Here is a 21,953-nt window from a genome sequence, read left to right on the forward strand (position 1 = left end):
ACGTTTCATCCGGCTTCGTTGCCCGCCTTGCGTGGGCAACGACGAGATCCGCAGCGTGAAGGACGAGGCGATCGCATCGTCCCGGGCGCTGCCCGCCGGGAGCGGACGCGACGCAACGCTCCCGGCCTGTTGAGAATGCACAGATCCCCGGGTCCCGATTCATGGTCTCCTGCCGCGCCCTCGCCTTCGCCTCGCTGAGCCTCACGACGCTTCTCGCCCTGCCGCTCGCCGCCGCGCTCGGCGAGCGGCAGGCGGTGCGCGGCGACCTGACGAAGGCCGATCTCGACCGCGTCCGGCGCGTGACCGCGCCGACATCGGACTTTACGCAGCCGGAACGCTTCGAGGCGATGCAGGGCGGCGCGGCGACCTTCGGGAAGGTCCCCAACCAGGACGCGTTCAGCCAGGTCTCGGCCAATCAGAGCTTTGCGGGCGAGGATCGCTTCAAGCTCGGCAATGCCCTGTTCCGCAAGTTCTGGGTGTCCTCCCCCTCCTCCACGATAGCCTCCGACGGGCTCGGGCCGCTCTACAATGCGCGTGCCTGCCAGAGCTGCCACCTCAAGGATGGGCGCGGCCGCCCGCCGGCCGAGGGCGAGGAGGCGGTCTCCATGTTCCTGCGCCTCTCCGTTCCGCCGAAGACGCGCGAGGAGCGCCAGGCGCTCGCCGACCGGACCCTGACGCGCATCGCCGAGCCGACCTATGGCGGGCAGCTTCAGAACTTCGCCGTTCCGGGGTATGAACCGGAGGGACGCATGGTCATCTCCTACGAGGAGATGGACGTTGCGCTCTCCGACGGCACCGCCGTCTCTCTGCGCAAGCCCACCTACAGCGTGGCGGATCTCAACTACGGACCGATGGCGGACGATGTCATGCTCTCGCCCCGCATCGCCAATCCGATGATCGGCCTCGGTCTCGTGGAGGCGATCGAGGAGGCCGACATCAGGGCGCTCGCCGATCCCGACGACCGCGACGGGAACGGCATATCGGGCAAGGTGTCGGAGGCGATCGATCCGGAGACCGGCGCGCTCCGTCTCGCCCGCTTCGGCTGGAAGGCGACGACGCCCTCGATCAAGGTGCAGAGCGCGGAGGCCTTCTCCGGCGATATCGGCATTTCGACGCCGCTGAAGACCGATGCGTTCGGCGAATGTTCGAACCTGCAGGATGCCTGCCGCACCGCGCCATCCGGGGTCCAGGCGCGCCTTGGTAAGGTCGAGGCGCCCGATCCGGTTCTGGGTCTCGTCACCTTCTATTCGCAGAACCTCGCCGTCCCGGCCCGCCGCGATGTCGGCGACGAGACGGTGCTCGCGGGCAAAGAGGCGTTCTACGAGGCCGGCTGCGCCGCCTGCCACCAGCCGAAGTTCGTGACCTCGCGCAAGGCCGAGGACGAGGCCCAGCGCTTCCAGCTGATCTGGCCCTATTCGGACTTTCTCCTGCACGACATGGGCGAAGGCCTTGCGGACGGGCGCCCGGTGGGCGACGCGTCGGGCCGCGAATGGCGCACCCAGCCGCTCTGGGGGATCGGGCTCACGGATGTCGTCAACGGCAACACGTTCTATCTTCACGATGGACGCGCGCGCACCCTCGAAGAGGCGATCCTGTGGCATGGCGGTGAGGCCGAAAATGCTCGCAACGCCTATGCCAGTTTCGACGCGGCGACCCGCAAGGCTTTGATCACGTTTCTGGAATCCCTCTGATGCTCATGATGACACGCCTTCTCGCCGCGGGCCTTGCCGCCGGATGTCTCGTCTCGGCACTGCCCGCGTCGGCGCAAGGGACCGGCGGGACGACCGGCGCCGAAGCCCCGGCGCTCGACAATGCCGAAGCGCTGGAACTCGTGACACGCGTCATCGACGATGCGATCCGTCCCGGCTACCGGGCATTCGCCGAGGCGGCGCGGGATGCGGCCCTGCGCATGGACACGCTCTGCGCCGAGCCGAGCGAACGAGCGCTCGAGACCGCACGAGACGGCTTCGGCGGCCTCGTCTCGGCCTTCGCGGCGATCGAGTTCGTGCGCTTCGGCCCGATCCGCACCGACAACCGGCTGGAGCGGATCCTGTTCTTTCCCGATCCGCGCGGCGTCACCCGCCGGCAGGTCGAACAGCTTTTGGCGGGCGCGGACGCCGGCACGCTGGACGCAGACACGCTCGCGCAGAAATCCGTCGCGGTTCAGGGCCTGCCGGCGCTCGAATTCGTGCTGTTCGGCGAAGGCTCGGACGCCCTCGCCGGCACCGGCGGGGCTGACCGTTGCAGCTATGGCGAGGCGATCTCGCAGAACCTCGCCGCGATCGCCTCCGATCTCGATACGGCCTGGGCGGACGAGACCGGCATCGACAGGCGGCTGACGCACCCCGGCCCCGACGATCCGGCCTACCGCACGCCGGCCGATTCGATCGGCGAGATCGTTTCGATCTTCACCGAGGGCCTCGAGATCATCCGGGACCAGCGGATCGGGCCGGCGCTTGGCGCCGACGATGAGCCGGCAAAGCCCTACCTCTTCCTCTTCAACCGGTCGGACAATGCGCTCGCTGCCCTGAAAGCCGATTTCGACGGCCTTGGAGCGATGTTCGAGACGGCGGAGTTTTCGCGCGTTCTTCCCGCGCAACAGGCCTATCTCACCGGAGCGATCGGGCTCGAATTCGACCAGATCGGCGCGACGCTGGAGGCGCTGCCGTCGCCGCTCGGCGCGGCGGCCGGCAATGGAGATTGGCGCGACAAGCTCGCATATGCGGCGATCGCGGCGGGGAGCATCCGCGCCCAGTTCGAGAGCCAGCTTGCGCCGGCGCTCGGGCTTGCGTCGGGCTTTTCGTCTCTCGACGGCGATTGAGCCGGGGATGATCCCGACCCCGCTGATATCACGCCGCGCCTTTCTTTCGGGCGCAGGCGCAGCCTTTGCCGCCGGGCTCCTGCCGCGCGAGGCGGACGCGCTCGCGGCGACGGACGCCCTGTTCGCCTCCGCCGTGCGCAGGGCCGACGGTTCGTATGGCTGCGCGGTCTTTGCCGAGGACGGCCGCATCCTGTGCGACGTGCCCCTGCCCGGCCGCGGCCACGACGTCGCCTTCGATCCGTTGCGCTCGCGCGCGGTCGCCTTCGCCAGACGGCCGCGGACCTTCGCCGTCGTCTTCGATCCGGTGTCCGGAACCATCACGCGAACGCTTGGCGCGCGCAAGGGCCGGCACTTCTTCGGCCACGGCTTCTTCTCGCCGGACGGACGTCTGCTCTATGCGACAGAGAACGACTATGCCGAGGCGCGCGGCCTCATCGGCGTCTACGACGTGGAGCGCGGGTTCGTGCGGATCGGCGAGTTCGAGACCCACGGCATGGACACCCACGAGGCGCTGCTCATGCCCGATGGCGAGACGATCGTCGTCGCCAATGGCGGCATCGAGACCCATCCCGATTACGGCCGCCAGAAGCTCAACCTTCCGACCATGGACCCCTCGCTCGTCTTCATCGACCGGCGCACCGGCGACCTGATCGGCCAGCACCGGCTGCCGGGACATCTGCACCAGCTCTCGATCCGGCATCTGGCGATCGACGACCGGGCCCGCGTCTGGTTCGGCTGCCAGTACGAGGGCCCGAGCGTGGACGCGCCACAGCTGGCCGGCTTCGCCTCACCCGATGGCGGACTGACCTTATGCGATTTGCCGCGCAAATCCCTCGTGCAGCTTTGCAATTATGTCGGATCGGTCGCGGCCAGCCGGGACGGCGCCCGCATCGCGCTGTCCTCGCCGGTCGGCGGCACGTTCCTGATTCTCGACGCGGGCACCGGACGCGTCGTCGGAACGACGGCCACACCGAACGGCTGCGGACTTGCCCCGTCCGGCCGCGGCTTCCTGACGACCGATGGCGACGGGCGCATCGGATCGATCGGGAACGCGGACAGCGCCCGGCATGCGACGGCACCGGTCAGCTTCGACAATCATGTCCTGTCGCTGCGCCGCTCGCCCTGAGAATTCGTCACGGGCCGGCCGCCCTTGGCCCGCCCTTCCGCGCGCTCGACGATGGCGAGGATATCCCGGCGATCATCGGCGGCGAGATAGCCGATGGTCTCGGCAAGCCGGTTGGCCAGATGGGTCGCGTCCGGGTCGAGACCGCCGGTGTCGATCGTGATTTTCGGATGGGACCGGTCGGCAAGTCGCAGCAGTTCCTCCGCATCGTCCCAGATCACGCCGAGGCAGCCGATGATCCGATGCACCAGATCGAAGGTCGGCTTGCCACGCCGGCCATGTTCGAGGGCCGAGAGATAGGCGTTCGACACGCCGATGGCTGCGGCCATCTCGGCCTGCGTCATCCCGCGTTCCCTGCGAAGCGCGCGCACCTGTTCCCCGAACGGCGTCACCGCTTGCGCACCCGCACATAGAGCGCGCCCTCGCCGCCATGGTGGCGGTCGGCGTTCTCGAAGGCCGAGACCAGCATCCGGAACTCGGCGCTGGCGAACCAGAACGGCACCATGCGCTTCAGGATGCCGCGCGCACCGCCGGGCTTGCCGCGCCCGGTGATGACGAGCACGTGGCGCATGCCCATCATCTGGGCCTGGCGCAGGAAGTTGGACAGGGCCGCATGGGCGCTGTCCTGGGTCATGTCGTGAAGGTCAATGCGGGCATCGATCGCGATTCGGCCCTTGGAGATCTTGCGCTTCGTCGGGCGCTCGATCGAGGGCTGGACCTTGAGGGCCCTCGGTTCGCTGTGCCGGCCGGGCGAGGTGGGCGCAAGATTGGGGCGTGGATCGAAGGGGGCGGGCGCGGGCCGTTGAGGCGGCGCCTCGGCCTCTTCGGGATAGCTCGGCAGCACCTTGTCCTTCAGGGGCACGGCAGTACGCGCGACGCCCGCCCAGAGCCTGCGATCCTCGGCCGAGAGGGTCTTGCGACGTCTCATGACGCAAGCCTTGCCGCAAGCGCATGGGGAACGAGCACCGAGAAGCCGGCCGCATGGCGCACCCGGCCGGCGATCTCGCCGGCCGCCTCGCCGGAGCCGACGAAGAGATCGGCCCGCGCATTGCCGAGGATCGCCGACCCGGTGTCCTGCGCGATCGCGATGCGCCGATAGGGTTTGCCCTCGATCACGAGCCTGGACGCATCGATCAGATAGGGCACGCCGTAGGTCGCCCTCTCCCGGTCGACGGCGATGGAGGCGAGCGGGAACAGGGGCACGTTCGCGGCGCCGATCGGTCCGGACGTCCCGTCCGGAACGTCCTTCACGGCAAAGAAGATGAAGGAGCGGTTGCGGTCGAACAACGCCCGCAGCCGGTCCGGATGACGATCGAGCCAGCCGCGAATGCCGTCCATGCCGGCCTCGTCCAACGAAAGTTCGCCGCTCTCCACCAGCACCTTGCCGATCGCGGTGAACGGATGGCCGGTCTTTCCCGCATAACCGACGCGTTTCACCCCGCCATCGCTCATGCGAAGGCGCGCCGAGCCCTGGATGTGGATGAAGAAGGCATCGACCGGGCTTTTCAGCCAGGCAAGTTCGAGCCCGCGCCCTTCTAGAAATCCCGCCTCGATCGCGGCCCGGTCGGGATATTCCTCCAAAAGCCCGGACGGCATGCGGCGGGCGAACCGGAAGCCTTCGTCCATGCCGGGCGGACGGCTGACCGCGTCGATCGGCACGAGATCGTCGGGTCGTGCGTAGAGCGGAAACCGGAACGCGCCGGTGCGGGTCGGCGACGCCTCGACCTCCGGCTCGTAATAGCCTGTGACGAACCCGCGCTCGCGCGCCGACCCCGGCTCGGGGCGAAGGTCGAGAAGCGTGAAATGGGCCAGGAAGAAGTCGCGCGCGTCCTTGTCGGAACGCGCGCCGGTCATGGAGAGCGCGGCGCGTGCGGCGGGCACATAGGCGGCCGGCTCGATGCCGAGGGACCCCATCGGATAAGCGCCGGCGAGAAGTGCTTCGGCGCTTTTGCGGAACGCGGCGAAGGCTTCGGCGAAGGCGAGATCGCCCTCTCTCAAGCTTCGGTCATCGGCTTTGGAAAAGGGCCCCATGGGTCGAGCGTCGGAGCGCGCCTATTCTTCGGACTCGGTGCCCACCAGCTTCCAGTTCGGATCGCGGGACTTGGTATCGCGGCCGAAGGTCCAGATATCGCGCACCTCGACCACGGTTTCCATGTCGCCGTCCAGCACCTCGCCACTGGCGTTCAGCGTCGCCGAGATCATCTCCGAGACGATGCGGAGCGTCACGAGAGCCTCGCGGCCCCTGAGTTCGGCCGAGACGATCCGGGCGTCGTCGATGCCGATGAAGGACGAGCGCATGGTCTCGCCGCTCTGCTCGCGTGCGGTGATCGCGGCCTCGAAGCCTTCGTAGACCTCAGGGGACAGAAGGCTCTTCAGCACCGTGCGGTCTCCCTGCGCGAATGCGTCGACCACCATTTCGTAGGCGATCTTCGCGCCCTCGAGAAATTCCCTCGGCTCGAAGTTCGCGTCGGCGTCCGCGATCTTGCGCAGTTCCTTGTTGAGCGGCGTGTCGGGCGCCGCGATCTTGTCGATCTCGCCATAGCGCGCCACGGCCGGAACCTCTTCGCCGCTGCGGTCGGGACCCCGGCGGTTCGGCAGCGTCACGACATTGTCGCCGGCCGCGTCCTCGCCCACCGGACGCCCGTCCTTGGAGCGGTCGCGGCTGTAGGGATCGAAGGGCGGGCGCTCGTTGCCGGTTCTCCGGCCCAGAACATTGTAGAGCTGGAAGAGGACGATCGCCGCCAATACGATAATGAAGATCGTCCCAAAACTCATGATCTGGCAAACCTTTGGTCTGTTGTTGACCGCAATGGCGGTGTTTGTCGACTTGCGTTCATATAAGGGGAAGAAGCCCCGCATTCAAATCGCGAAACAGGCTTCCTATCTGTTGGACACGAGCGTTTCGACGCGGGCGGCACGAGACCGTCCGTACCAGCCCCTTTGCGAAGACGGGTCGAGCGCAGCCTTACTGTCGAACAAGTGGTGACGCCATGCCTTTAGCCTTGATTCCGTTTCTGCTTCTCGTCGTTCCCGTCGTCGAGATCGCCGTGTTCATCACGGTCGGCCAGATGATCGGCCTGTGGCCGACGGTCGGCTGCATCATCCTGACCGCCATCGTCGGCTCGATCCTTCTGCGCCGCCAGGGCATTTCGACCCTGAACCGCATCCGGGCTGAGATCGACGCCAGGCGTGTTCCGGGCAAGGAACTCGTCTCCGGCGTGATGATCGCCATTGCCGGCGTGCTCCTGCTGACGCCCGGCTTCGTCACCGACGCGCTGGGCTTCCTTCTCTTCGTTCCCCAAGTGCGCAGCGCCGTCTGGTCGTTCCTGAAGAACCGGGTCACGGTTGTCGGCTCGCAGGCCGCCTCCCCGTTCGCCGGCCGCAATCCCTCCGCCCGTCCGCCGCACGGCCCGATCGACGAGGGCGATCTGCGCCGGCCTTCGGGACGGCCCGACGTCGTCGACCTGTCGGGGGACGAATTCCAGCGCAGGCCCGACCCGACCTCGCCCTGGAACGCCGACCGGAACGGGGACAAGCCGACCCTTCACTGACCGCAAGGGACGGGACGCAACCCGGGCGCCGGCCATCGGGCGGTCCGCGATGGCGTGCCGGTCGGACCGGCAGCCTTGTTCCGCTGCGGCGTGCGTGCTAGCCCGGCTGCGAGAAAATTCTCGCGGACCCTCGACCCGTCCGCTTCGATCAGACCGACACATCGATACTACGCGGGACGGGCAAGGCCTTCGGCGAAGGCCACGATACGGACCCCGCGGCAATCAGATCTCTGGGAGACATCATGTCCGAAACGAATGGCCAGGCCCCGAACGGCAGCGGTAACGGCAACGGCGCGCAGGGCGGCGAGGCCGCACCGCAGCTCAACATCCTGACGCAATATGTGCGCGACCTCTCCTTCGAGAGCCCCCAGGCGCCGGCGGCCCTGCGCGAGCGCACCCAGGCCCCCGGCATCAATATCGGCGTCAACGTCACGGCCAACCAGGTGGATGGCTCGCAGACCGATTTCGACGTGCGCCTGAAGCTCGACGCCAAGGCTGGCGAAGGCGAGCAGACCCTGTTCCACGCCGAGCTCGAATATGGCGGCGTCTTCCGCCTGCAGAACTTCAAGGACGAGCACCGGGTGCCGATCCTGTTCATCGAGTGCCCGCGGCTTCTCTTCCCGTTCGCACGCCAGATCATCGCCGACGTGACCCGCAATGGCGGCTTCCCGCCGCTGATGATCGACCCGATCGACTTCGCGCAGCTGTTCCAGCAGCGCGTCGCCGAGGAGCGCGCCCGTGCGCAGGTGCAGCAGCCCTCGCAGACGAGCTGAGCCTCGGCCCGGCGTCATACGGCGCGGACCTCGTTGCGCTATAGGAAAGGCCGGAGCGGACGACGCTTCGGCTTTTTTCATGTCCGGACGGTTTTCATGACGCTGCCATCGCTCGCCCTGACGCTCGATCTTCTCGGCACCTTCGTCTTCGCCCTATCGGGCGGCATGCTCGCGGTGCGGCGCAGCCTCGACGTCTTCGGCATCATGGTGCTCGCCGTTTCGGCCGGACTTGCGGGAGGACTTGCCCGCGACGCGCTGCTCGGCGCCCATCCGCCGGCCGCGCTTGCCGACAGCCGCTATCTCACGGCGGCGCTCCTGGCCGGGCTTGCCGCCTTCTTCGGCCACAGGCTCATCGAGCGGATGACCAAGCCGGTCATGGTCCTCGATGCCCTCGGCCTCGGCTTCTTCGCCGTGGCCGGCTGCCAGAAGGCGCTCCTTTATGGTTTGTCGCCGCTGCCCGCCATGATCCTCGGCGTCCTGACGGCGGTCGGCGGGGGCGTGGTGCGCGATCTCCTGGTGACCGAGATCCCGCGCGTGCTGCGCGAGGAGGTTTACGCGCTCGCCGCCCTCATCGGCGCGGGCATCGTGGTTCTCGGCGAGCATTTCAGCATTCCGGACGCCCTCACCGTGACCGTCGCGATCGCCGTCACCTTCGCGGTCCGGGTCCTCAGCGTCTGGCGCAACTGGCAGGCGCCCAGGGCGCCGGGGACCTGAGGCTTGTCCGGGCCCGCGCCGCAGCTTCCGCCGGGCGATCCCGCCGCCTGACGCGGATCTTCGCCGGCCGCCTATTCCGCCGCGGTCGCGACGCCTTCGCTGTCTTCCCGCGGCAGATGGCGCCACCAGAGCGCCTCGTCGCCGAGCGTCTTCACGAATGCCAGATGGCGCGCGGCTTCGTCCCCGGTCAGGCGCGGGGACAGCGGTGTCGGGCGCGGTCCGACAGAGACCTGACCGCCCAGATCGTCGGACAGGTCGTCGTCGGCCTTCATGCTGAGGCCGAGCGAGGACTGCCGTCCGCCGATCAGCTCGATATAGACGTCGGCCAGAAGCTCGGAGTCGAGGAGCGCACCGTGCTTTTCGCGCCGCCCGGTATCGATGGAGAAGCGCGAGCAGAGCGCATCGAGGCTCGCCGGCGCCATCGGGAACTTGCGCCGCGCCATGGCGAGCGTGTCGACGACGCGGGACGGCTCGATCGGCGGCTGGCCGACACGGCCGAGTTCGGCGTTCAGGAAGCCGATGTCGAAGCCGGCATTGTGCGCGATCAGCCGGGCGCCGGAGAAGAAATCCAGGAACGCGTCGCAGATCTCCTCGAACAGCGGCTTGTCCATGAGATCGGCATCCGAAATACCGTGCACGTCGAACGCTGCGGGATCCACCTTGCGACCGGCCGGGCGGATATATTGATGATAGGTCTTGCCGGTCGGAATATGGTTCCAGAGCTCGACGCCGCCGATCTCGATGATCCGGTCGACCTTGTTGTCGAGGCCCGTCGTTTCGGTATCGAAGACGATCTCGCGCATCAAATGCTTCCTTCTCGGTCAGACTCAAGGAATGGTTGAACCGATTGCCGGGGCGGGTTTCAAGCCCCACCCTTGCAACGCTTCGCGGTCATCCACCATCGCGTCGTTTCTGTTCCATGTTTGTTTCCATATCCTTACTGCGCGCCGGCATGTCTCGTGCCCGCCCATGCCGGGCACCCTCGCTGAAGGGACCGGAACGCCTATAATGACCCTCAAGGACAAGCCCCGGCAATTTGCCGGGCGTGCCACGTGACGAACCGTACAAGACGCGCCAGACCAAGCCTTGTGGCCGGAAGCGACCACCCCATGACGGAGACGAGCCCTTGAGTGTCGGACTGATCGCCCTTCTCGACGATATTTCTGCCATCGCGAAAGTCGCGGCCACGTCGCTCGACGATGTCGGCGTCCAGGCGGCGAAGGCGGGAACGAAGGCGGCCGGCGTCGTGATCGACGATGCCGCCGTCACGCCGCGCTACGTGACCGGCTTCAAGCCCGAGCGCGAGCTGCCCATCATCTGGCGCATCACGCTCGGTTCGTTGAAGAACAAGCTTCTCTTCCTGCTGCCGGCCGCGCTGCTTCTGTCCGCGTTCGCGCCCTGGGCGATCACGCCGCTTTTGATGCTGGGCGGGTTCTATCTTTGCTACGAAGGCGCGGAAAAGGTGTTCGAATGGCTGGTGCCGCACAAGGCGCACGCCCACGAGAAGAAGACCGGCGCAAGGCCGGAGGACCCCCAAAAGCTGGAGGACCAGCGGGTCAAGAGCGCGATCTCGACCGACTTCATCCTGTCGGCGGAAATCATGGCGATCACGCTGGCCGGCCTTCCGGAGGGCAGCTCGATCTGGATGCAGGTCGCGATCCTCGCGATCGTGGCGGTCGGCGTCACGGTCTGCGTCTATGGCGCGGTCGCGATCATCGTGAAGATGGACGATATCGGCCTTGCCCTGGCCAAATCGAACGCCGGCGGCTTCGTGCAGGCGCTCGGGCGCGGCATCGTCGTCGCCATGCCCTACTTCCTGAAGCTGCTCAGCATCGTCGGCACCGCCGCCATGATCTGGGTCGGCGGCGGCATCCTGATCCACGCGGTGGCAGGCTACGGGCTCGACGGCCCCGAGCACTTCATCGAGGGCATGGCCGAGAGCCTGACGCACGGCCTCGGCGCCATGCAGGGCTTCCTGCACTGGCTGGTGACCGCTGCCGGCGCCGGCGTCGTCGGCCTCGTCGCCGGCCTCGTCCTCATCCCCATCGTCGGCAAGATCATCGTGCCGATCTATCGGGCGATCTTCGGCAAGAGCACGGAGCCCGCGCACTGAGCGCCGGCATGCCTCCCCTGGCCAGGGATCCCGCGACGAGCCTCAATAGTTGGTCGCGGGCTCGGTGAGGACGTAGGCATTGTTCTCCCAGGCGGCATTGCGCACACCGGGCGCCGGCGCCGCGCAGGCCGACAGAAGAAGAGCGGTCGAAAGGGCGAGAAGGGTGGCGCGCATGGGTTCGTCTCCAATGGTTGGCGGGTTCGTCTCGAAACGTCGATCCTCTGTGCCACGGATCGTGCGGCCCGATCCATGCCTGTTCGGTGTCTGCCGTCCGAATTATCGGCGGCGATAGCTGAAACCGCGACGAGCCTTCCGGGCCACATGGACAAGGGCCGCCCGTCTGGCTTATGCCCTTGTCTCACATACGCAAACCGCCGAACCTTCGAGGAGATGACCGATGAAACTCGTTCGCTACGGCCCCAAGGGCCAAGAAAAGCCGGGCCTCGTGGGCGATGACGGGACGATCCGCGATCTGTCCGGCGAGGTCCGCGATATTGCGGGCGAGGTTCTCTCCGAAGCCGGACTGAAGCATCTCGCATCCCTCGACATCGCCTCGCTGCCCGTCGTCGACGGCACGCCGCGGCTCGGCAGCCCGGTGGCCGGGCTCCAGAAGATCGTCGCCATCGGCCTCAACTATTCAGATCACGCCGCCGAAACCGGTGCCGAACCACCCGAGGAGCCGATCGTCTTCATGAAGGCGCTCAACGCACTTTCGGGGCCGAACGACGATGTGGAGATGCCGCGCAATTCGTCGGCGCTCGACTGGGAGGTCGAACTCGCCATCATCATCGGCACGAAGGCGAAATATGTCTCGAAAGAGAATGCGCTCGCGCACGTGGCGGGCTATGCCGTGATGAACGACGTGTCCGAACGCGATTTCCAGACCAAGCGCTCGGGCCAGTGGACCAAGGGCAAGAGCCACGACACGTTCGGCCCCCTCGGACCATGGCTCGTCACCAAGGACGAAATCGGCGACGTCCACGATCTGGCGATGGAGCTCGACGTCAACGGCCAAGCGCGCCAGCGCGGCAACACGAACACGCTGATCTTCGACGTGCCGACTGTCGTGTCGTACCTGTCGCAGTTCATGACGCTGATGCCCGGCGACGTCATCACCACCGGCACCCCGCCCGGGGTCGGCATGGGCATGAAGCCGCCGCAATATCTGAAGGTCGGCGACACCATGCGCCTGTCGATCGCCGGTCTCGGCGAGCAGACGCAGACCGTGGTTTCCGCCTGAACGAAGAGCCCTTCGATGTCCGATACCAGCGATCTCTCCCAGCTCGGCCGCCATGCCGAGACGCCCGCCTCCCCCGAAGATGCGGTTCTTGAAACGGTGCCCTTCGACGGCGGCGGCGAGAACGGCCCGCCGACCCTCGTCCGGTTCACGGCGCCTGAATTCACCTCGCTGTGTCCGGTGACCGGGCAACCGGACTTCGCCCATCTCGTCATCGACTACGCGCCGGACAAGCGGCTCGTGGAATCGAAATCCCTGAAGCTGTTTCTGACGAGCTTCCGCAATCACGGCGCGTTCCACGAGAGCTGCACGGTGATGGTGGCCAAGCGGATCGTCGCGGCGACGCAGCCGCTGTGGCTGCGCATCGGCGGCTATTGGTACCCGCGCGGCGGCATTCCGATCGACGTGTTCTGGCAGACCGGCCCGGTTCCCGAAAACGTCTTCCTGCCGGACCAGGGCGTGCCGCCCTATCGCGGCCGCGGCTAGGAACCCAAAACATACGCCGGCTTACCTATACTATTGATATGCCGGCTTAGCTGCGTGCCAGGACACCGCATTCCCAGCCCAGCATCGCCCGCTTGCGCGTGATCCCCCAATGATATCCGGTGAGCGCGCCGCTCTTGCCGACCACCCGGTGGCAGGGCACGACGAAGGAGATCGGGTTGCGCCCGACCGCTGCCCCGACCGCCCGGGCCGCCTTCGGCACGCCGATCGTCTCGGCAATGCCGGAATAGGTTGCCGCGCGCCCGAACGGGATCTGCGTCAGCGCCTGCCAGACCCGCACCTCGAAATCGGTTCCGATCAAGACGATCCGCAACGGACGATCCGCGCGCCATGCCTCGGGACTGAACACGCGCATCGCGTAACCGCGCGTTGCGCCGAAATCCTCCCGGAAGACGGCATTCGGCCAGCGCCGGCGCATGTCGGCCAAGGCATCGGTCCGGCCCTGTGGTGTTTCGTCGGCAAATCCGATGCCGGCAAGGCCCCGGTCGGTCGCGACGAGGATGGCGAGCCCGAACGGCGTCGGGTGATAGGCATAGGCGAGATCCAGGCCCTCCCCCTTTGCTTTGTAAGCGCCGGGAGACTGGGCCTCGTGCTTGACGAAGAGATCGTGCAGCCGGGACGGACCGGAAAGCCCGACTTCGAACGCGGCGTCCAGAAGCGGCATTCCGTCGGACAGGAGCCGCCGGGCGTGATCGAGCGTCACCGCCTGCAGGAATGCCTTCGGCGTCAGTCCGCACCAGCGCTGGAACGTCCGCGCCAGTTCGGCTTCGTCGACCTCGAGACGATGGGCAAGTTCTGCAAGGCTCGGCTGATCGCGATAATCGAGCGACAGCCGCTCGATCGCCCGCCTGACGAGATCGTAATCGTCCGCCCCCGAGGCGCCCTCCTGCGGCGGCCTGGATCGGGTCTGCTCCAGCGTCTGCACCATGGCACGTCACTCCTCTTCGGTGATGACAGTTAGACGTCGCGACGGCCAGGGCGCCACCCGGTTTTTTCGCGATCGGCGACGACCGCAGTAGGGAACTGTTTACAACCCAGACGCGTTTCCTGCTTGTTTCTGAGTTATTGCCCCTATGCTTTATCGATGGTCCATCGTAAACATTGCCGAAGAGAAGAAGAGTCACCTATACCGGGTCTGCAAGGACTTACCCAGAGTAATCCTTCTGCGCGCCGGACGCATAACGGCGCGGAGGGTAGGCTGGTCTTGCGCATGGCCCCGTCTATCGAGGATCCGGCCTTCAAGCGAGGATTTGGCCCATCGCCTCCCAGGCGTGAATTGCATTCGCCGCAACCTTTTCAAGGACTTGAATGCCGCATGCTCATCGTTGCCCATCGTTTGGCCGCCCGTTCCGCTCAGCCGTCCACCGGAGTTGATCAACTTCTTATGTTCGCTGCGTTACAATTCCCGATAGATTTTCCGGTCCAAATGGACGAAGGATCCGTCTCATGACATTTGCAACAAGCCAACAGATCACCCTGGCTCTTCTGGACGTATCCCGACTGCTGCGGGATGCGTTCGAAGACGCCTATCGCGATATGAAGATCACTTGGCCCCAGATCCGGATCATCCGCAGACTCTACATCGAAGAAGGCGTGGGTCAGTCGGAAGTCGGCACCCAGATCGAGATGGACGCCATGACGATCTCGCGTCAGATCGACAAGCTGGTGGATCTCGGTTTCGTCGAGCGGCGCATGGAGGCAGGCGATCGCCGGTTGCGCAGGCTTTACCTCACCAATCATTCGCGCGGTCTGCGCGAGGAGATGGAAACACGCATGGAGGGCGTCCTCCAGGGGGCCTTGCAAAGCCTCGACGAAGCGCAGCAGGATGCGTTCCTTGCAATGCTGAACGCGGTTGCCGGCGACCTTTCGGCGAAGACGGCGGCAACCTCGTCGAAGCACCGTTCGAAGAATGCGAATGCGGATCAGGCGATGATGGCCGAATGACCGGAATGCCCTGACAGGCGCAAGGCCCGTCAGGGAACGAAGGGGCGACAGGTCCTTCGGCCGCGAACACCGCAGGCGAGCGGTTGCGAACGCCCCGACCGATCGTCCGAAGCTGTGTCAGTCGCCGATCGCAACGCCCTCGCGGCGCGGATCCGCCCCGCCGACAAGGCCATCCCCGGTCAGTTCGATGATGTGCAGCCCCGAATTGAGGTCGCCCACATTGACCTCGTAGCCCATGTCCGCGAGGGGCGCGGCCAGATCCGCGGCGGGCGAATTTTCCTCGATATCGAACGGTCCGAACCGGTTGACGAGATGCGGCAGACTCGCCGCGGCCTGCGGGTCCATGTCCCAGTCCAGAAGCGCGACGAGTGCGCCCGCGACATAGCCGATGATCCGGCTGCCGCCGGGCGAGCCGAGCGCGTAGACCGGCCTGCCCTCCCGCATCACGATGGTCGGCGCCATGGAGGAGCGTGGCCGTTTTCCCGGCGCGACGGCATTCGCGATCGGAAATCCCTCTTCATGGGTGGCGAAGGAGAAGTCCGTCAGTTCGTTGTTGAGGAGGAACCCGCCCACCATCAGCCGCGAGCCGAACCCGTTTTCGATCGTGGTCGTGATCGAGACGACGTTGCCGGCCTCGTCGACGATGGAGAAATGGCTGGTCGAGGGGAACTCGATCGAACGGTCGTCGCCCTGGAGCCGCGCATGGTCCCAGGGCGGGGAGCCCGGCACCACCTGATCCTTGGCAAGAATGCCCGCCTCGGGAATCAGCGCCGAGCGCGCTGAAAGATAGGCCTCGTCGAGAAGGCCGCGCGCGGGCACCGCCACATGATCGGCGTCGGCCATGTACCGTCCCCGGTCGGCGAAGGCGAGGCGGGACGCCTCGCCGATCAGCCGCCAGGCCTCGGCATCGAGGGGGCCGAGGCCCGCAAGGTCGAACCGGACGAGCATTCCGAGAATCTGGCCGAGGGTCAGCGCGCCCGAGGAGGGCGGGCCCATGCCGCAGACCTCGTGCTGGCGGTAGGTGACGCACACCGGTTCGCGCTCGATCACCCGGTAGGCTTCGAGATCGGACCGTTCGAGGACGCCCGGATTGCCTTCGGCGCCCTGGACGGTTTCGACGATCCGGCCTGCGAGCGGCCCGGTGTAGAACGCGTCCGCACCGCCGTCCGCGATCAGCCGCAGGGTCTGGGCATAAGACCGGTTGACGAATGTCTCGCCCGCCTCGAGCGGGGTCCCGTCATCGTGGAAGAACGTGTCGCGGGTGGCCGCGAACCGGGACAGATGGGTCGCATCCTCCTCGATCGCCTCGGCCAGGCGCGGCGAGACGGGAAAGCCGGTCTCGGCCAGTTCGATCGCCGGTTGAAGCACGGTTTTCCAGGGAAGCCTGCCGTACCGTTCATGGGTTTCGCCCATCAGTCGAACGGTGCCGGGGGTTCCGACGGACCGGCCGCCCACCACCGCGTCGAAGAATTCGAGCGGCTCGCCGGCCTCGTCGAGAAACAGCGTCGGCGTGGCCCGGGCGGGCGCCGTCTCGCGGCCGTCAAACGTGGTGAGCGCACCGCTCTCCGCATCGAAATAGACGAGAAACGCTCCGCCGCCGGGGCCGGAGGATTGCGGCTCGACGAGGCCCAGCACGAACTGGGTCGCGACCATGGCGTCGATCGCGTTGCCCCCGGCGCGCAGCATGGCGCGTCCCGCCTCGGCGGCCAGCGGATGGGCCGCGGCGACCATGTGCCGGGAGGCGTTCACCGCCGCCCGGGCTGTCTCCGTCTCGCGCAGCGCTGTCGTGCCTGTCTCCGGCTGCACCGCGTCGCTCGCCTGGGATTGCGCCTTGCCGACCCCGGGAGCCGCGCAGGCGAAGGCGAGCGTCAAGCCGACGACCGGACCGAAGGCGGGACGCAGGAAGGGGCGAACGGCGAGGCGGACTGTGAACTGACGACGCATGCGGAGGGTTTCCTCGTTAAATTGCAAAATCGCAATCTTGAGGATCCGTCGGCGTGCCACGCCCGTCAAGGCCCGCAAGGGCGCGTCATGCGCCGATGGAGGGAAACATCACATTGCGAGGCCGAACCGGTTCCGATGCAGACCGATCGGGCAAGCGCTCGGCGCAGCAGCGAGACCTGGCAGCGCCCGGACGGAGCGCAGTCTTGTCCAGCCTGGCGCATCGGCGCGGTGACGCGAAAAAGGCCCGCCGATCGCCGATCAGCAGGCCTTTCGATGAGAGGGGAAGATCCGGACGGTCGCGGACCGGCCGTTTCACGTGAAACAGTTCATATTGGCGGGACGCGCCTATTCGGCGGCCTGGCGCTTCGGCTGGACCTCGTTGCTGTAGTCGCCGATTAGCTGGCGGGTGATGTCGCCGGGCGTGAAGCGCCAATCGGCGATCTCGGCCACCGGCGTCACTTCGGCGGCCGTGCCGCAGATGAAGCACTCGCTGAAACCGGACAATTCTTCGGGCATGATCGCGCGTTCACGCACCTCGAGGCCCCGCCGGCGGGCAAGCTCGATCACCGTCTGGCGGGTGATGCCGTTGAGGAAGCAGTCCGGATCGGGCGTATGGATGACCCCGTCGCCGACGAAGAAGATGTTCGCGCCCGTTGCTTCGGCGACGCGACCGCGCCAGTCGAGCATCAGCGCGTCGGCATAGCCCTTGGCCTCTGCCGCATGCTTGGAAATGGTGCAGATCATGTAGAGGCCGGCCGCTTTCGCGCGGGACGGCGCGGTCATCGGATCGGGCCGGCGATATTCGGCCATATCGAGGCGGATGCCCTTCATGCGCTGCTCGGGGTCGAAATAGCTCGGCCAGACCCAGGCGGCGATGGCCACGTTGATCGTGTTGTTCTGCGCCGAAACACCCATCATCTCCGACCCGCGCCAGGCGACCGGGCGAACATAGGCGTCGACGAAGCCCTGGCGTTTCAGAAGTTCGTTGGTCGCCGCATCGAGCGTCTCGGCGCTGTAGGGAACCTTGAAGCCGAGAATGCGACCGGATTCGATCAGGCGCTCGGTGTGGGCGCGCAGCTTGAACACCTCGCCGCCATAGGCGCGCTCGCCCTCGAAGACGGAGCTCGCATAATGCAGCCCGTGGGTCAGAACGTGGATCTTGGCGTCCTTCCACGGCACGAAGCTGCCGTTCATCCAGATGTCGCCGTCCATTTGATCGAAGGGAACGCCCATGGTCACAAAACCTCCCGCGCCCGCCGCAGCGATGCGCACTGTTCAACATACGTCACGGACCGGTCGCCAAGCCGCCGGCCCTGCATTCGACCGCGCCGGAACCGTGCCCGGCGCATCGTGCCCTTCAGCCCCCGTGCCGGCACGGACATGCCGTGGATCGTTCGTGTCCGCCGACCGGCGGCCCGGCCGTCGTACGACCGTCGTATCGATACGCCGTGCGTGCCCTCGGCCCGACAGTTTTCAACACTTGCGCAAATGTGTAACGTGGTCGTAAAAATGCGTCAATAGTGCTGACCTATTTCATGAGCAATCCTATCGCACTCAGTTCAAAAGTCGGGCAGGCGTGCGATATCGTCGCCGAGCCCCTGCAGACCACCGGTGCCGTCGACTTCCGGTTCATCGAATTGATGTTCTTCGCCTATCGGCAGTTCACGACCGATGCGGACACGATCCTCGCATCCTACGGGTTCGGGCGCGCGCATCATCGCGTTCTCCATTTCGTGAACAGATCGCCCGGCATCACCATCGCCGATCTGCTCGATCTGCTGAAGATCACCAAGCAATCCCTGAGCCGCGTGTTGCGACAGCTGATCGATGACGGTTTCGTCGCCCAGCTCCCCGGATCCACCGACCGCCGCCAGAGACGGCTCTACCCGACGCAAAAGGGACGCGACCTGACGCTGGAATTGTCCCGCCAGCAGGCCGCCCGGATCGATGCCGCGATCGGCAAGATCGGCACCGAGGGCGCAAGCGCGGTCGCAAGCTTCCTCGTCAGCATGGGCGGCGGCGAGGATCCGGCCAAGGCCTGGCTCGAAACGAACGTCCTGAACGAGGGGCCTGTGACATGAGCGACACGCCGATACGCGAAAGCCAGGGCCAGGGCCCGGACGATGCCGCCCCCCATATTCTGATCGTCGACGACGACCGGCGCATCCGCTCGCTCCTGTCGCGGTTCCTCAGCGAGAAGCGGTTCCGCGTCTCCACCGCGCAGGATGCCGGGGAGGCGCGCCGCATCCTGTCCGGTCTCGATTTCGATGTTCTGATCGTCGACGTGATGATGCCGGGCGAGAACGGGATCGATCTCGTGCGCTCCCTGCGCGAGACCCGCGACTGTCCGATCCTGATGCTGACGGCGCGCGCGGAGATCGATTCCCGCATCGAGGGCCTCGAAGCCGGCGTCGACGACTATCTGGCCAAGCCGTTCGATCCGCGCGAACTCCTCCTGCGGTTGAACAATATCCTGAAGCGCGGCACGAACCCCGCGCCGGCGCCGATCGAAACGGTCTGTTTCGGTCCGTTCGCCTTCAACCTGCCGAGGCGCGAACTGAAGCGCGGCGGCGAACTGATCCGCCTGACCGACCGCGAGCAGGACATCATGGCGCAATTTGCCGCCAAGCCGGGCGAAACGGTGCAGAGGCTCGCCCTCGTCGGCGAGGACAATGAGATCGGCGAGCGCACGATCGACGTCCAGATCAACCGCTTGCGCCGCAAGATCGAGCCCGATCCCGGCAATCCCCTCTGGCTTCAGACGGTTCGCGGTGTCGGCTACCGGCTCAACGTCGATTGAGGAGGGGCGCGCGCGTGACCCTCATCGAGCGCCTGAAGGATACGGGACGCAAGTCCCGGCACGGATCGATGCAGGCGCTCGGCCTCGCACGGGACTGGGTCGGGCGCTGGCCCGATGTCTGGGGATGGCGCTGGCTCGGTCGCCTGCCCCGGCCCTCGCGTCTCGACATCTGGCGCGGCCCCCTGCGGCCGATCCCCCGTTTCTTCGGACGCTACGTCCCGAAGAGCCTTTACGCCCGCTCGCTGATCATCATCATCGCGCCGATGGTGATCCTGCAATGCGTCGTGACGATCGTCTTCATGGAGCGTCACTGGGCCCTCGTCACCCGGCGCCTGTCGGAGGCGGTGGTGCGCGACGTCGCGGCCCTCGTGGCCATGGTGGAGACGATCCCGGGCCCGGAGGGGGACGCGATCGCGATCCAGATCGCGCGCCGGGATCTCGATCTCAACGCCGCCGTCCTGCCGCTGGAGCCGCTGCCGCCGCCGGCGCCCAAGCCCTTCTTCAACATTCTGGACAGCATTCTCAGCAACGAGCTCCGCACCCGGATCGGGCGACCGTTCTGGATCGACACGGTCGGCGATTCGCGGATCGTGGAAATCCGCATCCAGCTCGAGGGCAGTGTCCTGCGGATCTTCGCCCCGCGAAACTCGGCCTATGCCTCGAACACGCATATCTTCATCGTGTGGATGGTGATCACTTCGCTGGTTCTGCTTCTCATCGCGATCCTGTTTCTGCGCAACCAGATCCGGCCGATCCAGAACCTTGCGGCGGCCGCCGAGGGCTTCGGGCGCGGCAAGCCGATGCCGCCGGACTTTCGCCCGCGCGGCGCCTCTGAGGTGCGGCGCGCCTCGATCGCCTTCATCCAGATGCGCGACCGGATCGAACGCCAGCTCGAACAGCGCACCCAGATGCTGAACGGCGTCAGCCACGATCTGCGCACCATTCTCACGCGGTTTCGCCTGCAGCTCCAGTTTCTGGGCGAAAGCGAGGACATCGAGGAGCTGAACGCCGATATCGCCGAGATGCAGCGGATGCTGGAGGGCTACCTCGCCTTCGCGCGGGACGAGGCCGGCGAAGACGTGGCGGAGGTCGATATCGAGGATGTCCTTGCCCGCTTCCGGAGCGAAGCCAAGCTGAAGGGCAAGAAGCTGAGCGTGCGCGTGGCCGGCGATCCCCGCCTGACAGTGCGGCCGGACGCCTTCCAGCGCATGGTGACCAACATTGTCGGCAATGCGATCCGCTACGCCGACCGGATCGTGGTCGAAGCCAACCATGAGGGCCGCTGGCTGACCCTCGAGGTCGAGGATGACGGCCCCGGCATTCCGCCGGACATGCGCGAGGAGGTCTTCAAGCCGTTCGTGCGGCTGGACGATGCCCGCAATATCGATGCGGGCGGCACGGGGCTCGGCCTTGCGATCGCGCGCGACATCGCGCGCGCCCATGGCGGCGACATTCTCCTGTCGAGCAGCGATCTGGGCGGCCTGCGCGCCCTCATTCGCCTGCCGGCCTGAGATCGGCCCCGTTCAAGACGAGAGCCGTGAGCGGCAAGCCGCTTCGACGCCTCGCCGGAGCGCCTGTATCGACGCCGCCGCCGCGGGCAAAGCCGCCGCGGGGCCGACACCAGACGCGGCGTCAGTAGTCGATCACGCCTTCGAGGGCGTAGTGCTTCACCGACTTGCGGTTCTCGATCAGGGTCTCGATGCTCGGCTCGCCCTTCAAAGCCCGGCCGATGGCCAGCTTCGTCGCCTCGTAATTGGTGCGGTAGAGATCGGCCTTGTCGAGATTGTCGTCCTCGGCGCAACGCGGATCGAGCCAGATGGTGACGATCATGCAGATATCGTCGACGATCTCCTTCGGGATGATCCCCTCGATCACGCAATCGACGATGGCGTCGCCGGTCGCGGCCTGAACGACGCCGCCCAAGAGCTCCACATAGGCCTCCGTATGGATCGTCGCCTTGGTGGTCATCATGGTGGCCGGACGCACCATCTGGTTGAGGTCGCGGACCACGAACATGCGCGTGTGACCGACGGTCTGTCCCAGCATGCCGGCAAAGGCGTGGCCGACGGGGCCCGACAGGGAGCCGATGACGATCTCGGGCATGGCGTCGGTCACCTGGCCCTCGGCCGCCAGAACCGTCGCTTCGCCGGTGCGCATGATGATATCGGTCATGGGAGGTCTCCTGAAGAATGGGTCGCGATGGACTGTTTGCAGGCGCCGAACCCCGCCGGCGCTGGTCGCCCGGCTGCGGGTGGCGCCCGCGACGTCGCAAGCCATACACTGCCGGGCGCGAAAGTGGCATCCGGTTTTTCGTCGATTCGCCACGAAACCGTCTCGCCCGGCAGCGTGCGGTGCAGGCCGACCCCGATCATGCGACCGGCGATCGGCCCGGCGGCTTTACGATGGCGCCCGTGCCAGGCTTCGCTTCC

Annotated in this window: 23 protein-coding genes; 13 read left to right on the plus strand and 10 right to left on the minus strand. The window is 66.6% G+C overall.

Going from position 1 to position 21,953, the window contains the following annotated elements; genetic code table 11:
- Positions 1-161 precede the first annotated feature (161 nt).
- The 3 genes from U0C82_RS07425 to U0C82_RS07435 are packed head-to-tail and all read left to right on the plus strand — an operon-like array spanning position 162 to position 3,947.
- Entirely contained in the window at positions 162-1,691 is a 1,530-nt protein-coding gene (locus U0C82_RS07425; RefSeq protein ID WP_322186436.1) for a di-heme oxidoreductase family protein, read from the plus strand.
- Positions 1,691-2,821 (plus strand): imelysin family protein, encoded by a 1,131-nt coding sequence (locus U0C82_RS07430; protein ID WP_322186437.1) that lies wholly within the window; start codon positions 1,691-1,693, stop codon positions 2,819-2,821. The genes U0C82_RS07425 and U0C82_RS07430 overlap by 1 nt, the downstream gene beginning before the upstream one ends.
- 7 nt (positions 2,822-2,828) lie before the next feature.
- The gene (locus U0C82_RS07435; protein ID WP_322186438.1) at positions 2,829-3,947 is read left to right on the plus strand and encodes a DUF1513 domain-containing protein; all 1,119 of its coding nucleotides are present in this window, start codon (positions 2,829-2,831) and stop codon (positions 3,945-3,947) included.
- Here the strand turns inward: U0C82_RS07435 and U0C82_RS07440 are convergent.
- The 4 genes from U0C82_RS07440 to U0C82_RS07455 are packed head-to-tail and all read right to left on the minus strand — an operon-like array spanning position 3,917 to position 6,719.
- Positions 3,917-4,336, minus strand: coding sequence for a helix-turn-helix domain-containing protein (locus U0C82_RS07440; RefSeq protein ID WP_322186439.1), 420 nt, complete (start codon positions 4,334-4,336; stop codon positions 3,917-3,919). The genes U0C82_RS07435 and U0C82_RS07440 overlap by 31 nt on opposite strands.
- Positions 4,333-4,872 (minus strand): Smr/MutS family protein, encoded by a 540-nt coding sequence (locus U0C82_RS07445; protein ID WP_322186440.1) that lies wholly within the window; start codon positions 4,870-4,872, stop codon positions 4,333-4,335. The genes U0C82_RS07440 and U0C82_RS07445 overlap by 4 nt, the downstream gene beginning before the upstream one ends.
- Positions 4,869-5,942, minus strand: coding sequence for a murein transglycosylase A (gene mltA, locus U0C82_RS07450; RefSeq protein ID WP_322186441.1), 1,074 nt, complete (start codon positions 5,940-5,942; stop codon positions 4,869-4,871). The genes U0C82_RS07445 and mltA overlap by 4 nt, the downstream gene beginning before the upstream one ends.
- Positions 5,943-5,996: 54 nt before the next feature.
- Complete coding sequence (locus tag U0C82_RS07455; RefSeq protein ID WP_322186442.1) at positions 5,997-6,719, minus strand: Tim44/TimA family putative adaptor protein; 723 nt, start codon at positions 6,717-6,719, stop codon at positions 5,997-5,999.
- Between the two features lie 215 nt (positions 6,720-6,934).
- On the opposite strand from U0C82_RS07455, the gene U0C82_RS07460 reads away from it, so the two are divergent.
- The 3 genes from U0C82_RS07460 (at position 6,935) to U0C82_RS07470 (ending at position 8,982) form a co-directional block, all read left to right on the plus strand.
- A complete protein-coding gene (locus U0C82_RS07460; protein WP_322186443.1) occupies positions 6,935-7,495 on the plus strand; it encodes an FxsA family protein in 561 nt (186 codons plus the stop codon).
- Between the two features lie 242 nt (positions 7,496-7,737).
- Positions 7,738-8,268 carry a protein-export chaperone SecB gene (secB, locus tag U0C82_RS07465; protein WP_322186444.1) on the plus strand — a complete coding sequence of 177 codons (531 nt, stop codon included), beginning with the start codon at positions 7,738-7,740 and terminating at the stop codon, positions 8,266-8,268.
- 96 nt (positions 8,269-8,364) lie between these two features.
- Positions 8,365-8,982 carry a trimeric intracellular cation channel family protein gene (locus tag U0C82_RS07470; RefSeq protein ID WP_322186445.1) on the plus strand — a complete coding sequence of 206 codons (618 nt, stop codon included), beginning with the start codon at positions 8,365-8,367 and terminating at the stop codon, positions 8,980-8,982.
- Between the two features lie 71 nt (positions 8,983-9,053).
- Here the strand turns inward: U0C82_RS07470 and dnaQ are convergent, their stop codons facing one another.
- The gene (dnaQ, locus tag U0C82_RS07475) at positions 9,054-9,785 is read right to left on the minus strand and encodes a DNA polymerase III subunit epsilon (RefSeq protein ID WP_322186446.1); all 732 of its coding nucleotides are present in this window, start codon (positions 9,783-9,785) and stop codon (positions 9,054-9,056) included.
- A 323-nt stretch (positions 9,786-10,108) separates the two neighbouring features.
- On the opposite strand from dnaQ, the gene U0C82_RS07480 reads away from it, so the two are divergent.
- On the plus strand, positions 10,109-11,095 hold the full coding sequence (locus U0C82_RS07480; protein ID WP_322186447.1) for a DUF808 domain-containing protein: 987 nt from the start codon (positions 10,109-10,111) through the stop codon (positions 11,093-11,095).
- A 42-nt stretch (positions 11,096-11,137) separates the two neighbouring features.
- Here the strand turns inward: U0C82_RS07480 and U0C82_RS07485 are convergent, their stop codons facing one another.
- Positions 11,138-11,269: a hypothetical protein gene (locus U0C82_RS07485; RefSeq protein ID WP_322186448.1), complete on the minus strand. Its 132-nt coding sequence runs from the start codon at positions 11,267-11,269 to the stop codon at positions 11,138-11,140.
- A 223-nt stretch (positions 11,270-11,492) separates the two neighbouring features.
- On the opposite strand from U0C82_RS07485, the gene U0C82_RS07490 reads away from it, so the two are divergent.
- A complete protein-coding gene (locus tag U0C82_RS07490) occupies positions 11,493-12,335 on the plus strand; it encodes a fumarylacetoacetate hydrolase family protein (RefSeq protein WP_322186449.1) in 843 nt (280 codons plus the stop codon).
- Between the two features lie 15 nt (positions 12,336-12,350).
- Positions 12,351-12,818, plus strand: a complete 468-nt coding sequence (gene queF, locus U0C82_RS07495) for a preQ(1) synthase (RefSeq protein ID WP_322186450.1) — start codon at positions 12,351-12,353, stop codon at positions 12,816-12,818.
- A 46-nt stretch (positions 12,819-12,864) separates the two neighbouring features.
- On the opposite strand, the gene U0C82_RS07500 is transcribed toward queF, so the two are convergent.
- Positions 12,865-13,764, minus strand: a complete 900-nt coding sequence (locus U0C82_RS07500; RefSeq protein ID WP_322186451.1) for a bifunctional helix-turn-helix domain-containing protein/methylated-DNA--[protein]-cysteine S-methyltransferase — start codon at positions 13,762-13,764, stop codon at positions 12,865-12,867.
- A gap of 518 nt (positions 13,765-14,282) precedes the next feature.
- Between U0C82_RS07500 and U0C82_RS07505 the strand changes: the two genes are divergently transcribed.
- Positions 14,283-14,780 (plus strand): MarR family winged helix-turn-helix transcriptional regulator, encoded by a 498-nt coding sequence (locus U0C82_RS07505; protein WP_322186452.1) that lies wholly within the window; start codon positions 14,283-14,285, stop codon positions 14,778-14,780.
- Between the two features lie 117 nt (positions 14,781-14,897).
- Here U0C82_RS07505 and ggt read toward each other — a convergent pair whose 3' ends face one another.
- Positions 14,898-16,724, minus strand: coding sequence for a gamma-glutamyltransferase (gene ggt / locus U0C82_RS07510; RefSeq protein WP_322186453.1), 1,827 nt, complete (start codon positions 16,722-16,724; stop codon positions 14,898-14,900).
- Between the two features lie 345 nt (positions 16,725-17,069).
- Positions 17,070-17,957: a branched-chain amino acid aminotransferase gene (locus U0C82_RS07515; protein ID WP_322186454.1), complete on the minus strand. Its 888-nt coding sequence runs from the start codon at positions 17,955-17,957 to the stop codon at positions 17,070-17,072.
- Positions 17,958-18,259: 302 nt separating this feature from the next.
- Here U0C82_RS07515 and U0C82_RS07520 point away from each other — a divergent pair, with 302 nt between their 5' ends.
- The 3 genes from U0C82_RS07520 to U0C82_RS07530 are packed head-to-tail and all read left to right on the plus strand — an operon-like array spanning position 18,260 to position 21,035.
- Positions 18,260-18,805 (plus strand): MarR family winged helix-turn-helix transcriptional regulator, encoded by a 546-nt coding sequence (locus U0C82_RS07520; protein ID WP_322186455.1) that lies wholly within the window; start codon positions 18,260-18,262, stop codon positions 18,803-18,805.
- Positions 18,802-19,524, plus strand: coding sequence for a response regulator (locus U0C82_RS07525; protein ID WP_322186456.1), 723 nt, complete (start codon positions 18,802-18,804; stop codon positions 19,522-19,524). The genes U0C82_RS07520 and U0C82_RS07525 overlap by 4 nt, the downstream gene beginning before the upstream one ends.
- Before the next feature lie 14 nt (positions 19,525-19,538).
- A complete protein-coding gene (locus tag U0C82_RS07530; RefSeq protein WP_322186457.1) occupies positions 19,539-21,035 on the plus strand; it encodes an ATP-binding protein in 1,497 nt (498 codons plus the stop codon).
- A gap of 121 nt (positions 21,036-21,156) precedes the next feature.
- On the opposite strand, the gene fae is transcribed toward U0C82_RS07530, so the two are convergent.
- Positions 21,157-21,696, minus strand: coding sequence for a formaldehyde-activating enzyme (gene fae, locus U0C82_RS07535; protein ID WP_322186458.1), 540 nt, complete (start codon positions 21,694-21,696; stop codon positions 21,157-21,159).
- Positions 21,697-21,953 lie beyond the last annotated feature (257 nt).

This window comes from Fulvimarina uroteuthidis (assembly GCF_034321785.1).
GTDB classification, from domain to species: domain Bacteria; phylum Pseudomonadota; class Alphaproteobacteria; order Rhizobiales; family Rhizobiaceae; genus Fulvimarina; species Fulvimarina uroteuthidis.